Below are 15,005 nucleotides of genomic sequence, written 5' to 3'. Positions count from 1 at the left end.
AACTATGCGATCTATGCAATCTGATTGTGTGACATTAGGAGCCAGTTACCCCTTGGATGGAGCGCTGAATACTGCACCCTGTGGCTTTCTCACGTTCACCGAAGATAGTAGAATTGTGGTAGTTAATGCGACGCTGCTGCACTTACTCGGCTATGAGCTAGACGAACTACGAGGACAGCAGATAGAAGTCATTTTGCCGATCGCTAGTCGCATTTTCTATCAAACCCATTTCTTCCCGCTGCTCAAGCTGCACGGCAAGGTAGAGGAAGTCTACATCTCCATGAAGTCTAAACAGGGAGATGCGCTTCCTATCTTGCTCAATGCAGTGCGTCGGGAACATGCGGATGTGACTGTAAATGATTGTGTCTGCGTCCTGATGCACCAGCGAAATCGATACGAGGATGAACTGCTCCAGGCAAAAAAAGATGCAGAAGTAGCAATCTGTGCTCAAAAGCAGACAAATGCTTTGTTGCAGCAATCTCAAATCGAATTGGAGCGAAAACAAACCGAATTATCGGAACTCAATGCAAAGCTTGAGGAGTTGGTTCAGCAACGAACGGCTCAACTTCAGCAAGCCTTAGAGTTTGAAGCGCTTCTAAAACGCATTACCGATAAAGTGCGGGATAGTTTAGATGAACAAGAGATTCTACGATCGGCAGTGCGAGAACTAGCACAAGGGTTAGGAACGCTTTGCTGTGACACGGGCATTTACAGCGCAGATCAGACGACCTCAACCATTGTTTACGAGGTCAGTCACGTCCTTGCACCCGCTCAAGAACCAACCATGTCACTCTCAAACAGTCCTCATGCTGGAGTTTTCCAACGTCTGCTACAGGGACAAGTGAGCCAGTTTTGCGATATTACGTCTGATTCAGTGCGACCCGATCAGCGGTTCCTGGTTGTGCTTGCCTGTCCCTTGATGGATGACCAAGGAGTATTAGGTGATCTTTGGCTGTTTAAGCCTTGTGAAGCAGAGTTTAACGAGCAAGAAGTCCGATTAGTTCAACAAGTTGCCAATCAGTGCGCGATCGCGCTACGCCAGTCACGTCTCTATCGGGCGGTTCAGGTACAGGTAGAAGAACTCGCTCGGCTGAACCGCCTGAAGGATGACTTTCTCAGTACGGTCTCTCATGAACTGCGAACACCAATTTCTAGCATGAAGATGGCGATTCAAATGCTCGATATCCGTTTGCGCCCGTTGGGCTTGCTGAACTCACAAACGAATTCGATTAGCCGCTACTTTCAAATTCTACAGACGGAATGTGAACGAGAGATTAGTCTGATCAATGACCTACTAGATTTGACTCGAATTGATTCTGGCGCAGAACCCTTGAACCTCACGTCGATTCAGTTCAAATCTTGGATTAATCAGGTTGCTGTCCCCTTTCTTCAACGCACCGCCGATCAAGAGCAACACCTAAAGCTCTCAATTCCCGATGATCTGCCCCTCTTCACAACAGATCTGGTGTGTCTAGAACGAATCCTGACCGAGTTACTGCACAATGCCTTCAAATATACGCCCCCCAGCGAGACCATTACGATCGCAGCCCGCTTAGAAACAGACAATCTCAATACTGCTTTCCTGATTGAAGTGAGCAATTCAGGGGTCGAAATTCCTGTAATAGAGCACGATCGCATCTTCGATAAGTTCTATCGGATTCCCAAACATGATCCGTGGAAGCATGGCGGCACAGGATTGGGTCTATCCTTAGTCAAGAAATTAGTCGCTCGACTGGGTGGAATCATCTGGGTTGAGAGCGGCGATCGTCTTACGAAATTCATCCTGCAATTCCCACTGAATCAGCAAGCCTGAATCTGGGGTGCGTCTCAAGGATCGAGAGATTTGGCATAAAATCTACTTTGCAGCAAAAAAGCCGACTGACTTCAATCAGCCGGCTTTCTAAATTTCGCCTAAGCCTAGCCGCGAATTTTAGCTTGAGGTAGTTCAGCCGTCTCTTGACGGGGCTGTGCCGCGATCGGTTGGCTCTTCACTTCTGCTTGCTGCAAGAGCGGTGATTTTACTACCGAATCATTTGCCAGCGTAAACAGAGGATTCGAGAGAATCCCAGCGATCGAAGTCGCAATCAGGGTCAGAATCAAACCGATTTGCAGCGGACGCAGCCCAGGCAGATTCCAGACGATCGGCGGATAGTTTTTGACCACTTCCGACATTTCCTGCGGCTCTTTCACGACCATCATCTTCACCACTCGGATGTAGTAGTAAATCGAGATCACGCTCGTCACCAAGCCGAGAATCACCAGCAAATAAGCGCCTGCTTGCCAACCTGCCCAGAATAAATACAGCTTTCCGAAGAAGCCTGCCAAGGGAGGAATGCCACCGAGCGAAAGCAGACACACGCTCAACGCCAAAGTCAGCAGCGGGTCTTTCTGATACAAGCCCGAATATTCGCTGATTTGGTCGGTTCCAGTCCGTAGCGAGAACAAGATGATGCAGGTGAACGCACCCAAGTTCATGAACAGATAAATCATCAGATAGAACAGCATACTGGCATAACCAGCATCTGAGCCGATGACTAACCCGATCATCACAAAGCCTGCTTGACCGATCGACGAATACGCCAGCAGTCGCTTCATGCTGGTTTGCGCCAGAGCGACCACGTTTCCAAGCACCATGCTCAAAATCGCTAGCGTCGTCATCACCAAATGCCACTGATCCGTGACTTGGGGGAACGCCGTCACCAGCAAGCGAATCGCCAAACCGAATCCAGCCGCTTTTGACCCGACTGACAGGAACGCAACCACCGGAGTTGGCGAACCCTCATATACATCCGGTGTCCACTGGTGGAATGGAACGGCTGCAATCTTAAAGGCAATGCCCGCGATCGCAAACACCAGCGCAATCACCAGCCCGATCGACTGGTCTAGTCCTGCGACTGAGATTTTTTGGGCGATCGCCGAGAGTTGAGTTTCACCACCCGACAGCCCGTACAGCAGGGATGCCCCGTAGAGAAAAATCGCCGAACTCGATGCGCCGATCAAGAGATATTTCAGCGCGGCTTCGTTCGATCGCGGATCGCGTTTGGTGTAGCCCGTCAATAAATAAGACGAGATACTGAGCGTTTCTAGCGAGACATACACCGAAACCAATTCATCCGAACCACAGAGGAACATTCCGCCTAGCGTAGCCGTAAGCAGAATCGTGAGGAATTCAGCCAGTGCAGTTCCCGACTGCTCGACATAGCGCACTGACATCAGAATCGTGACGGCTGCCGAGAGCGCAACGATCCCCCGAAGCACGATGCTCAAGTCATCGCTATTAAATTCACCCAGAAACCCGATCGGGGTGGGGCTATCCCAAAGCGTGAACAATGACCCTACCGCCGTCAGCAGCCCGCCGATCGCAAAATAGGGTGTCCATTTTGAGGAATTTTGTCGCCCTACAATTAAGTCGCCCACAATGACGACCATGATGGTAGTGATCACGATCACTTCTGGAAGGATCGTCCCAGCGTTGAGCTGAGCCACGAGAGAAGCAAAATCCATAGCACGAAGTCCGTAGGAGCAGGAATTAACAAAAATTTATGCTAGGCGCACTTTCATTTGAGTCAAGCGAATACTTCGCCTTCTAGGGATTCTATCGTGCAACGGCTGCCTCGTTCTCGTTGAATCTCGCTTCTCTGGTGCATCTTGTAATTGGGATCGTTATGATGCACCTATCAAGTGTGATCTATATTGATCAAGCAACTGCCCTCAGAATGAATTTCTGCCAAAAGATAGACGATTGATCGTCGATCGTCTACAGTCATAGACTTAGATGTTTGTGACAGTTATGTCGACTGGTCTATTTCTTCTTCTGGATTTGGATCATTTTCGGGTGAATCAAATTGAGCAGTTGGGTATGGTTAGTATGGTTATAAGTTAGAAGCGAGTGGCATCACGGCTGCTATACGCCTCAAGCGTGGTTTTCCGTACCCCACATCGATCAAAGTGAGTGATATTGGTATCAATACGCCCTGATTCTTGTTGAACAGCGATTTCTAGTTAGACAGACTCATGCCAACTCTTGTCATTGTCGAATCTCCGACGAAAGCCCGCACCATTCGCAACTACTTGCCTCGCGGCTACCGCGTTGAGGCATCGATGGGACATGTGCGCGATCTCCCTCAATCCACGAGCGATGTCCCCGATTCGATTACCGATAAACGGGTGCGGGAACTCGGTGTCAATATTGAGGCAGGCTTTGAGCCAATTTATCTTATTCCAAAGGATAAATCGAAAGTCGTCAAGACCTTAAAAGATGCGCTGAAAGAGGCGGATGAATTAGTGCTGGCGACTGACGAAGATCGCGAGGGTGAAAGTATTAGCTGGCATTTGCTTCAGCTTCTCAAGCCGAAAGTGCCCGTCAAGCGCATGGTCTTTCACGAAATCACCGAAGACGCAATCAAGAGCGCGATCGATAACTGCCGCGATATTGATGTGAGATTAGTCCGCGCTCAGGAAACGCGCCGGATTCTCGATCGCTTGGTCGGCTACACGCTGTCGCCGCTGCTCTGGAAGAAGATTGCCTATGGTCTGTCAGCCGGTCGGGTGCAGTCGGTCGCGGTGCGGTTGCTAGTGAATCGGGAGCGTCAACGTCGCGCCTTCCGCAAAGGGACGTATTGGGATTTAAAAGCGCTGCTGGCAGTGGATGCCGCTCCGAAACAAGAATTTGAAGCGAAGCTCGTTACCTTAGCGGGACGCAAAATTGCGACGGGTGCGGATTTCGATGAATCGACCGGACAAATTGTCGCAGGTCGAAACGTCGTATTGTTGAGCGAAGAAGAAGCAAGAGCCTTACAAGCCCGATTAGACGGCAAAGTGTGGACGGTTTCGGATTTAGAAGAACGTCCCGTCACGCGGAAACCTTCGCCTCCGTTTACGACTTCGACGCTGCAACAAGAAGCGAACCGTAAATTAGGCTTATCGGCGCGGGATACGATGCGGACGGCGCAGAGCCTGTACGAGCAAGGCTACATTACTTATATGCGGACGGACTCGGTGCATTTATCGCAGCAAGCGATCGCAGCCGCCCGCAGTTGTGTTGAAGCAATGTACGGAACCGATTACCTCAGTCCCCAACCGCGCCAATACACCACTAAGAGCAAAGGCGCACAGGAGGCACACGAAGCGATTCGTCCTGCGGGAAGTACCTTCCGCACTCCGAGAGAAAGTGGGCTAAGGGATCGCGAATTAAAACTGTACGACTTGATTTGGAAGCGAACCGTTGCGACTCAGATGGCAGAAGCACGTCAAACTCAAGTAACGGCACAGATTCAGGTTGAAGATGCCGGATTTAGAGCGAGCGGTAAGCGGATTGATTTTCCAGGATTCTTCCGGGCGTATGTGGAGGGATCAGACGATCCGAATGCTGCGATCGAGAACCAAGAAATCATCCTGCCGCCGATGCGGGCGGGCGATCATCCCAAGTGCAATCAGTTAGAAGCGATCGGGCATGAAACCCAACCGCCTGCCCGTTTTACCGAAGCTTCTTTAGTCAAAACGCTAGAAAGTGAAGGCATCGGACGACCTTCGACCTACGCCAGCATCATCGGTACGATCACCGATGAACGTAAAGGCTATGCTCAACTGGTCGGAAATACTCTCGTTCCAACCTTTACAGCGTTTGCGGTCGTAGATTTGCTCGAAAAGCATTTCCCGGACATTGTAGACCTGCGGTTTACGTCCAAGATGGAGCAAACCTTAGATGACATTGCTACAGGTGAAGTCGATTGGCTGCCGTACTTGAAGCAGTTTTATCTTGGGGATCAAGGGCTTGAAACTCAGGTCAAAGAGCGCGACAGTAACATTGATCCCAAAGAAGCACGAACGATTCATCTTGACGATCTAGAAACAAAAATTCGGATTAGCCGCACCGGAGCCTACATCGAATCCGAGAACGGCAACATCAATTTGCCGAAAGATATGCCACCTGCGGATCTCAACCCCGAACAGGTCGAGGTCTTGCTAAAAGGCCCGAAAGTGCTAGGGTATCATCCCGAATCTGGAGAGCCAATTTACGTCAAGCTTGGGCCTTATGGTCATTACATTCAGCTTGGCGACAAAACCGACGAGAATCCGAAACCTAAGAACGTTTCGATTCCGCCAAAAGTGAAGCCCGAAGACGTAACGCTAGAGATGGCAGTCGGATTGCTGTCTTTGCCGAGAACGCTGGGGGTTCACCCAGAAACGGAACGGAAAATTCAAGCCGCGATCGGTCGTTTTGGTCCCTACATCGTGCATGATTTGGGCAAAGACGAAGAAGGTAAACCGAAAAAAGATTATCGCTCGCTCAAAGCCGGCGATGATGTGACGACGATTACGCTCGATCGAGCTTTACAACTGTTTGCAGAACCAAAAGCCGTTCGCGGCAAACGTGGTACTGCTACGCCAATTCGAGAGTTAGGCGCGCACCCCGACGATGGAGAACCCGTCAACATCTATAACGGCCCGTATGGCGCTTATCTCAAACACGGCAAGGTGAACGCTTCACTACCTGAAGGTCAGACGGTTGAGGAGATCACGATGGATGTAGCGGTTCAAGCGTTAGCGGCAAAAGCTGGAACGAAGAAAACTACCAAGTCGAAGAAGACCACGACCGCGAAAACCACTGCGAAAAAAACGACGGCTAAGAGTTCGACGAAAACCGCGGCAAGGCGATCGACGACGAAAGCAGCAGCGGCGAAAAAATCGACAGGCACAAGCAAGCGCGTTAAGGCAAATGACTAATCCATAGTTGGAGAAGCTAATGCGTTCGATCGGGCAATTAACAGAGGAAATCTTAGCCTTGCCCAAGGTTTGTCATCGGCGATCGTACTCTGATTTTTTCTGCATGGCTTCTCCAACTACAGCATTGACTAAACCACCTAACAACATCACAAACGCGCTGAGGTAAAGCCACAACAGCAAAACAATCACAGCCCCGATCGCGCCATACACCTGGCTGAAATTCCCAACTTGAGCCACATAAAACCGCAGTAATCCAGATAGCATTGCCCAGAGTAACGCGGCTAGAATTGCTCCTGGCAGAATGGGTGTTCCATGCCGCCACTGACTCGTACCAAACCGATAAATAAAGCTCAGCGCTAACGCCAGAATCATCAGTGCGATCGGTAGACTCAGATGATGCCAGAGGTGAAACACACTCTGGGCAAACCCTCCACTGTTAAAGGCGACAATCTGAACCGCAACATCGCTGATCACGACAATTAGCAGCGCAGCCACCAGCAGCAAAACCGTTCCCAGTGCTAAAGCGAGCGCGACCAATTTCGCCTGCCAAAACGGTCGAACTCGTTTACGCGGAATCCGATAGATTTGATCTAAAGCTGCCATTGTTGAGCCTGTCACGCTCGAAGACACCCAGATTGCTGCTAAGAAACTGAGCGAAAATAATCCCTGGTTGCTTCTTGCTTGTAGATATTTCAGTGATCCCCGAATAAGGGTGACTGCTTGTTCGGGGATGACTTGATTCAGTTGGTTGGTTAGGGTGCGGAAATTGGCTTCGGAAATCTCGAACAGCCCGATCGCGCTCAAGACAGCGAGTGCTGCTGGAAACAGTGCAAAAATTGCATTGTAGGCAATTTCAGCCGAGAGTCCGGGTAAGCGATGTTGGGCAGCCCGCCGAATGATAACTGCCACCGTTTTGAAGTTGAGGTACTTGAGGAATCGAAAAAAGCGGGTAATCAGAGCTAAACCGGACAGGCGTTTCAGCATTGTGAATCGGTGATTCTGGCGTAATTCTAGCAGTTTAGCCAATGCAACCGGAAAGGGCTGTATCAGGGGCGTGAAAAATGAGTGATACAGGCTGTATCTAAAAGCGTGAATTCCGGTGTGGTGAAGACTGAGCAGCGTGTGAGTTGACTGAGTGCGGGCGTTTTTCCCTGCTGTAAATTGGTAAGCGCGATCGAATATGTCGGTTGAAAGCTTTCAAGCCAGTCTGCACGGGTTAGATACTCTGCTGTAAACGCGGATTGCTCGATTAACCAGAATTTGATGTTGTACCGCTCGATCGCTTGTTTTGCCAATGTTAAATCCGAACTATATTGCGCCTGCAACACATCAATAATACGCTGGCGAATCTGACGGTAATAACCCAGATGAAACGGAAGCGAATGCTCTCTGCTAAATAAAACAGAGCGTTGAGCAAAGGTTGAAATATTGTTCGCTTCGTCGGAAAGCGTTGCGATTAAGGTATCTTTGGGCTGAGTTTGTAGAAATTGGTAGAGTGGAGCATTTCCGACCCGGAAGTTTGTGCTGGGAAAGCCTCGCGAGAACTGAGGATAGAACACTAGCACAATGCCGATCGCACTGATCAAACTGAGTCTTGCACCCAGTGCGATCCATCGTTGCCGAATAGCTAAGCTCTCACAGGCTCGAAGGGTGGTATCGGCTAGAACAGTAAGCGTGATTCCTGCTGCGATCGCCAATACAATTCGGAAACTGTGTGCTGTATATCTGGTGGGAAAAAATAGCTTGAGCAACAAGAGGTGAGCCGCGCCATACAGCCCTAATGAGACCCAAATGATCTGCGGTAAAACTGCGATTTTGCGATTGATTTGCTGTACCAGTGGAAATCTTGACGGATATCGCATCAAAATCGGCAGCAATAATCCAAACCAGATTAACGGAGGCATTAGAGGCGGAATGATTCCGCTATGTTCGCCAAATAGCCAGAAGACCCAAGGATTCAGATTGAAGAAGGGATGTCTTCCCCCTGGATATAGTTCTGGCATCGTTAGGGCTTGCGATCGCGTGATCACAGGCGCAAATTCCGCAGAAGAAATGGCATAGGGTACAAGTGCGATCGCGCTAAATCCAATACAAACTCCAACGAATTTAAGTTGGTCAAGACGAAGTTTTCTAGATTCCCAATTCCATAGCCTTAGACATAAAAGCGCGATCGTAATCAACACCAAAGGTGGATAAATTAATGCTTGTAAAACTAATGTGATTAGAATACCAAGTCTCTGATTACGAATGAGATAATATAAAAACGCTAAGAATAACGGTGTGACAAATGATCTAGGAGTCGCAGAATTTAAGTCATCTCGAAACCATAGACTTTGATTCAGGATTAGTGTGGCGATAAACCCGGTAACAGCAAATGGAAACAATCGTAAGCAGAGAGCAAAGCTGTACAGAGTTGCGATTAATCCAAGTGCGATCGGAAGCACTTTACTCAACCAAAGCGGCTGCACTCCAAACATCGCCATCACCTGATAAATAGCAGCATATCCAGGCGGGGTAATTGACTTGAAATACTGAGCGATCAGATCATTGGGTAGAAGTGTGGGATCAATAAATCGCTGCATCCAGAACACATATTCTCTTGCATCATCTTGCACCACAAAATCGGCTCGAAACGCTTTCTGTAGCGCGAGAATGCCGTAATAAAGAGCAAAAACGAGACTCAGACTGAGCCAGAGGGCAGCCGCACGAAAGTTCTTCGTAGGATTGTTCTCCGGCTCGATCGAAGTCATCAGAAATTGATGTGCCCTGGTGAGCATTATTAAAGCGTATAAGTGAAGTTCTCCACGAGCATACCAGGAACGTGAACCCCGCCTAAATTCCGATGTCCATAGGTTCCAACTTCAGGAACGAACTCCTGGAAATTGGTTAACGCAATCAAGTTCTCGCCCCAGAACTGATACAGACTATCATCGAATCTGAGATTTTCGATCGGCGCAACAATCTCGCCATTTTCCACCCAAAAGCAGGCATATCGGGTCATTCCGGTAATTCGACCCGTGGGACGATCGCTCCAGTTAAGATAATGCAGATTGGAGAGGTATAGCCCTGTGTCTAAAGCTTGAAGAATGCGATCGTGGTCTAAGTCCCCAGGGAGAATTTCGGGCGATCGTAGTCCTTCGCCCTCAGATGCACCATTCGCTTCTAGTCCGTACTCTTTCGCGGTTCTGGATGAAGTGAGCATATTAATCAGCTCACCCGATTCAATCAGCGAGAGTTCCAAGGGTGCAATTTCACCCAGTTCATTAAATCGTGGCACTAAGCCAGATTTGAAGTTTTCTTTCAGCGTGAACTTGGGAGATAGCTTTTTCTCGCCGCGCCGCATCGCACTAAAACAGCTTCCGCCTTGTTGATGGGAGGACTCACTAATGCCGCCCCAAGACAGCATCGAGGCGAGTTCTGCAAGCGCAGCAGGGGCAAGATAGGTGCGATATTGTCCCCGTTGAATCGATTTCGGCGGTTGTGCCATGCGGCTTAACTGCGATCGAGATTCTTCAATCCTCGCTTGATACGCCTCACTATCCCAATCTGATCCCGCAAGCGTTCCTTTTACGGCTTGCCCATCTGGTGTAAACAGCGAGTAATCGAGCGAATACGAGTCCGTTGCAAACCAGTGTTTTTGACCCACCGAATCGGCATAGGCACGAATCACCGATCCGGCTGCATAAATGCCTGTGAAATCAAGATCGGTTACGACAGGCAGCAAAGCTGAAACGACTGCTTCTGGATTGAGCAGTTGACCGGTATGAACTTCGCGACTGGTATTATTGCCAGCCGGGAGCACTAGATAAGGATTTTCTGGCAGCTGTGCCACTTCTTCACGCAGCGATGCGATCGCCTGGATTGCCGTTCGTCGATCGTTTTCAAAATCGCCCGTAAACGGAAACTCTCGATAACTGCTGCGCTGATTGTGCATCAATACCAATTGCAGATTGCCATCGTTGACGCTTCCGGTTTGGCGAACTTTGGCATGATTAAAGCGCGTGAATTGGCTTTGTTCACTATCCAGCGTCAGCGTGAATTGTTCATCGGGTTTTAACTGATTGCGGATTTCCTCAACCAGTTGATTAAAGCTATTTTCCAGCATTGTTATGCGCCCCCGCCAAAAACTTCGATATTTGCAAACACGGCGATCGGTGAACCATGTCCGACCGTAATTGCTTGATTCGGTTCGCCTTTACCGCACATCGGTGTGCCGTACATTTGCCAGGTGGAGCGATCGCCCACAGCAATTAGTCCGCTCCAAAACTGCGGCGTGATGCTGCGATAGTTCGGATTGCGTAGAGTCTTCGTCAGCTTGCCGTTTTCGATGCGTTTGGCGTATTCGCAACTGAACTGGAATTTGTGGCGCTGATCGTCGATCGACCAAGAGCGATTCGATTCCATGTAAATGCCGCGATCGATGCCGGCAATGATTTCTTCAAAGCTTTGATCGCCGGGTTCAAGGTTGAGATTTGCCATGCGGTCGATCGGCGGACGATTCCAAGACGATGCCCGCGCACAAGCAACCCCTTTTACCCCAGTTCTGGCTTGGCTTTCGAGGCTACCGACTCCGCGCTGTAAAACGCCTTCTTTGATCAAATATTCACGACTTGCAGGTGCGCCAGTGTCATCAAAACTATAGCTAGCAAACTCTCCAGAAACCGTCGGATCAAAGGTAATGTTCATCAACGGGGAGCCATACACCAAATTTCCGAAGTCTTGGAGTTTGACAAAGCTGCCACCGGCATAGTTGCGCTCATCGCCCAAAATGCGATCGAGTTCCAACGGATGCCCAACACTCTCATGAATTTGCAGCAGCATTTGATCCGGAGCAAGAACCAGCGTGGTCGTTTCATTCGGACAGTCTTCAGCCGTGAGCAGTTCGATCGCTTGTGTTCCAACTTGCTGCACTCGCGCCCACAGATCCGGAGTAATGAAGTATTCCAAGCCGCCCTGATAACAGCTTGCCAGCCAGCCGTTGTTTGATCGACGCTGAACGATCGCGCCCTCTTGAGCCGTCGCGGAATAGTCAGTGCCGATGCGAAAGAAATGCTGATACACTTCTGAACCATTTGTGCTGACAAACCAAGTTTCTGTCTCAGTCGTGAGGGCAGTGGCGCTGGTCTGCACGATCTGATCAGAGACTTTGAGTTCGCGGGTGATCTTAATCAGGATGTCATTAATTTCACCAGGGCTAAGCGCATCGAACGGCTTCATCAACGGAGAAACATACTGCCCGACCACTTTTGGACGCGCCGAAATTGGGGTCGAATGAATGTTCCATTCTGAAGCCGCGATCGCTTGACGATATGCCTTTTGTGCGGCGGCTTGAATTCCTTCGAGCGTGATCAGATTGGTTGCGGCATACCCAATCTGACCCTTGACCAACACTTCGACCATCACGCCCTGAGTTAGCGATGAGCCGTTTGTTTCGGGAATGCCATCGCGTACCGATCGCGTGGTTGCTGCTTCCTTGGTTGCCCGTAGCCCCACCCAATCGGCGGGGACATCGATCACATTGAGAAAATGGGAAAGTTCAGAAATCATGGGGCCTGGGATAAGGGAGAATATCGGATATCAATCTCTAGTAAAAAATCGCCACCAGAGGCTAGTCATTATAATCCGGTATCTCTAGTCTAGCGATGCCAAATCGTTTCGCCGCCCGGTTTATCGATCAGGGTGATTCCTTGGGCTTGAAGTTCGTTGCGAATGCGATCGGCTTCGGCATAATTTTTCGCCTTTTTCGCGGCTTTGCGTTCTTCAACCAGCGCAACGATCGCAGCATCGGATAATCCCACCGTTGTTTCTTCGGGTTGCGCTTCGAGTCCTAAAACTTTCGCCAATTCGATCAGGGTTTTCCACTGTGCAAGAAGAGTTTCAGGTTCCGCTTCGGTTTTACCTTCGTGTACGAGAATGTTGCCTTCGCGCTGTAATTCTTTAGCGATGGGAAATAGAGCCGCCAATGCACCGGATGTATTGAAATCATCATCCATTGCGGCTTGGAATTCTTGCACGGTTAAGGAAGCCCGATCGAGTTCTCCCTCCGGAGTGGAATTGAGCTTGAACCCAAATAACAAGCCATCTTTTAAGGTATTCCAGCCGTTTTCAGCCGCAGTTAAGGCATCATCGGTAAAATCGATCGGCTTTCGATACCCCGCCTGCAATACAAACAGCCGTACCACCATCGGATCAGCGCCTTTTTTGTCCAGCAAATCCCGAATCGTGGTGAAATTACCCAGCGACTTCGACATTTTCTCGCCGCCGACATTCACCATGCCGTTATGCAACCAGTAATTAGCAAGCGATCGACCCGTGACCGCTTCCGACTGAGCAATCTCGTTTTCGTGATGCGGAAAAATCAGATCCGCGCCGCCGACATGAATATCGATCGACTCTCCCAAAAATTCCCGCACCATTGCCGAGCATTCAATATGCCAGCCCGGACGACCTTTACCCCAAGGCGACTCCCACGCAGGCTCATCGGGTTTCGCTCCTTTCCACAGTGCGAAATCAAACGGATAGCGCTTTTTCGGTTCTTCGTCATCGACGCGTCCACTCGCACCCGCCTGCATATCCTCTAACTTGCGCCCCGAAAGCTTGCCGTACTCTTTATCTTGCTGAACGGCGTAGTACACATCGCCATCCGCCGCATACGCAAATTCTTTTTCCTCTAATTCGCGAATCAGGCGTTTAATCCCGTCCAGCGTTTCGGTCGCGCGAGGATAAGCATCTGCATCGAGAATATTCAACCGCCGCATATCCTCGAAATATGTTTGAATATTGCGTTCTGCCACGGCTTCCATCGTCGAACCTTCTTCGCGTGCCCGTCTGAGGATTTTGTCATCGATATCGGTAAAATTCTGCACATAGCGCACGTTGTAACCGCGCCAGATCAAATACCGTCGTACCGTATCCCAGACAATATACGATCGCGCATGACCCAAATGGCAATCGTCATACACCGTAACTCCGCAGCAATACATCTTCACCTGATCGGATAAGATCGGCTCAAACGGCTCCTTCCGGCGAGTTAGGGTGTTGTAAACGACTAAAGCCATGAAATTCTTAAACACAATAAAGACTGATAGCCCATCTTAATCGATTCTGATCAGCAATAATGGGGGAAAAGATATTTGATGCGATCGTGCTATGCAATCAGTCAGCACTCAGTCTGAATCCACAATGGATGTGCCCAAAACTGGGCTTCCGGTTACGATTATCACAGGCTTCTTGGGTAGCGGTAAAACCACGCTGCTGAACCACATTTTGACGAATCAACAGGGCTTAAAAACTGCCGTGTTGGTCAACGAGTTCGGTGAAATCGGTATCGATAACGAACTGATTATCCAGACCGATGAAGATAAGAATATGGTGGAACTCAGCAACGGCTGTATCTGTTGCACCATCAATAACGATCTGGTTGATGCGGTCTACAAGGTTCTAGAACGCCAAGACCAGATCGATTATCTCGTCGTTGAAACGACTGGACTTGCCGATCCGCTTCCGGTTGCACTGACGTTCTTAGGAACGGAACTGCGGGATCTGACTCGGCTTGATTCGATCGTTACCGTGGTCGATTCTGAAAACTTCAGCCTAGATCTGTTCAATAGTGAAGCGGCTTACAGCCAGATTGCTTACGGCGATATCATTTTGCTGAACAAAACGGATCTAGTCGATGAAGCCAACGTCGATGCGCTCGAAGTTCGGATTCGAGATATCAAAGACGGTGCAAGAATTCTCCGTACCGTTAAGGGGCAAGTTCCGTTAGCTGCCTTGTTGAGTGTGGGTCTATTTGAGTCCGATAAATACTTTGACCCGGACGCTGAATCGGATCATCATGACCACGAACATGATCACGCTCATGACCATCACGATCATTCTGCCTGCGATCATGATCATGGACATTGCACTCACGATCACGATCACGATCATCACCATCACCACTCGAATCACTTAGAGAATGATGGTTTCACCTCGGTTTCATTCGAGAGCGATCGACCGCTCAGCATTCGGAAGTTCCAGCATTTCCTTGATAATCAGCTTCCGACCAATGTGTTTCGCGCCAAAGGCATTCTCTGGTTTGATGAAAGTCCGAAGCGTCACATTTTCCACTTGAGCGGTAAGCGGTTCTCGCTCGATGACGACGAATGGAAAGGCACTCCGAAGAATCAACTGGTGCTCATCGGACAAAATTTGGATCATGAGGAATTACGATCGCAAATCGAAGCCTGTGTCTGTCCGTCTTCACAAAACAAAGGCAAAGGTTTCGGGCGATAAGG

General features: G+C 49.5%; 9 protein-coding genes. 3 read left to right on the top strand and 6 right to left on the bottom strand.

Annotated features, from left to right (window positions below; translation table 11 throughout):
- Window positions 1-4: 4 nt before the first annotated feature.
- Complete coding sequence (locus H6F51_15045; GenBank protein MBD1823801.1) at window positions 5-1,813, top strand: GAF domain-containing protein; 1,809 nt, start codon at window positions 5-7, stop codon at window positions 1,811-1,813.
- Between the two features lie 104 nt (window positions 1,814-1,917).
- Here the strand turns inward: H6F51_15045 and H6F51_15040 are convergent, their stop codons facing one another.
- A complete protein-coding gene (locus tag H6F51_15040; protein ID MBD1823800.1) occupies window positions 1,918-3,504 on the bottom strand; it encodes an NAD(P)H-quinone oxidoreductase subunit N in 1,587 nt (528 codons plus the stop codon).
- A 510-nt stretch (window positions 3,505-4,014) separates the two neighbouring features.
- On the opposite strand from H6F51_15040, the gene topA reads away from it, so the two are divergent.
- Complete coding sequence (gene topA, locus H6F51_15035) at window positions 4,015-6,726, top strand: type I DNA topoisomerase (protein ID MBD1823799.1); 2,712 nt, start codon at window positions 4,015-4,017, stop codon at window positions 6,724-6,726.
- Window positions 6,727-6,798: 72 nt separating this feature from the next.
- Here topA and H6F51_15030 read toward each other — a convergent pair whose 3' ends face one another.
- From H6F51_15030 to H6F51_15010, 5 genes are all read right to left on the bottom strand, one after another.
- Entirely contained in the window at window positions 6,799-7,710 is a 912-nt protein-coding gene (locus tag H6F51_15030) for a YihY/virulence factor BrkB family protein (protein ID MBD1823798.1), read from the bottom strand.
- Window positions 7,711-7,772: 62 nt separating this feature from the next.
- Complete coding sequence (locus H6F51_15025) at window positions 7,773-9,476, bottom strand: hypothetical protein (GenBank protein MBD1823797.1); 1,704 nt, start codon at window positions 9,474-9,476, stop codon at window positions 7,773-7,775.
- Between the two features lie 29 nt (window positions 9,477-9,505).
- On the bottom strand, window positions 9,506-10,831 hold the full coding sequence (locus H6F51_15020; GenBank protein MBD1823796.1) for a TldD/PmbA family protein: 1,326 nt from the start codon (window positions 10,829-10,831) through the stop codon (window positions 9,506-9,508).
- A 2-nt stretch (window positions 10,832-10,833) separates the two neighbouring features.
- The gene (locus H6F51_15015; GenBank protein ID MBD1823795.1) at window positions 10,834-12,273 is read right to left on the bottom strand and encodes a TldD/PmbA family protein; all 1,440 of its coding nucleotides are present in this window, start codon (window positions 12,271-12,273) and stop codon (window positions 10,834-10,836) included.
- Between the two features lie 89 nt (window positions 12,274-12,362).
- Window positions 12,363-13,784: a cysteine--tRNA ligase gene (locus H6F51_15010; GenBank protein MBD1823794.1), complete on the bottom strand. Its 1,422-nt coding sequence runs from the start codon at window positions 13,782-13,784 to the stop codon at window positions 12,363-12,365.
- A gap of 91 nt (window positions 13,785-13,875) precedes the next feature.
- Between H6F51_15010 and H6F51_15005 the strand changes: the two genes are divergently transcribed.
- Window positions 13,876-15,003, top strand: coding sequence for a GTP-binding protein (locus H6F51_15005; protein ID MBD1823793.1), 1,128 nt, complete (start codon window positions 13,876-13,878; stop codon window positions 15,001-15,003).
- Window positions 15,004-15,005 lie beyond the last annotated feature (2 nt).

The sequence above is a fragment of the Cyanobacteria bacterium FACHB-DQ100 genome, from assembly GCA_014695195.1.
Lineage (GTDB): Bacteria > Cyanobacteriota > Cyanobacteriia > Leptolyngbyales > Leptolyngbyaceae > Leptolyngbya.
The sequence above is the reverse complement of the archived record's forward strand: the minus strand, read 5'-3'. Positions and strand labels throughout refer to the sequence as shown.